Source organism: Allokutzneria sp. NRRL B-24872 (assembly GCF_002155965.1).
GTDB lineage: Bacteria > Actinomycetota > Actinomycetes > Mycobacteriales > Pseudonocardiaceae > Allokutzneria.
Map to the genome: position 1 here is coordinate 1 of NZ_MUMH01000360.1, position 322 is coordinate 322.

The 322-nt window shown below is 70.8% G+C and carries 1 protein-coding gene; it reads right to left on the bottom strand.

The features are described from left to right. Positions 1-322: ATP-binding cassette domain-containing protein (locus CCN37_RS38050; protein ID WP_246843568.1), on the bottom strand; the 322-nt coding region annotated here is incomplete at both ends.

Sequence of the window (322 nt, forward strand, 5' to 3'; positions counted from 1 at the left end):
CGGAGAACTCGTGCGGGTACTTGCGCAGCGCCGTCGACGGCAGGCCCACCGCGGAGAGCAGCTCGCGCAGCCGCTTCGCCGTGGCGTCCTTGTCCTTGTCGAGCTCGTGCGCGCGCAGCCCCTCGACGAGGATGGACTCCACCGACTGCCTGGGGTCCAGGGAGGACAGCGGGTCCTGGAACACCATCTGCATGCGGCGCCGCATCTTCCGCAGCGGCTCGCCCTTCATGGTGGACAGGTCGGTGCCGTCGAAGACGACCCTGCCCCCGGTGGGCTCGGTCAACCGGAGCATCGCGCGGCCCAGGGTGGACTTGCCGCAGCC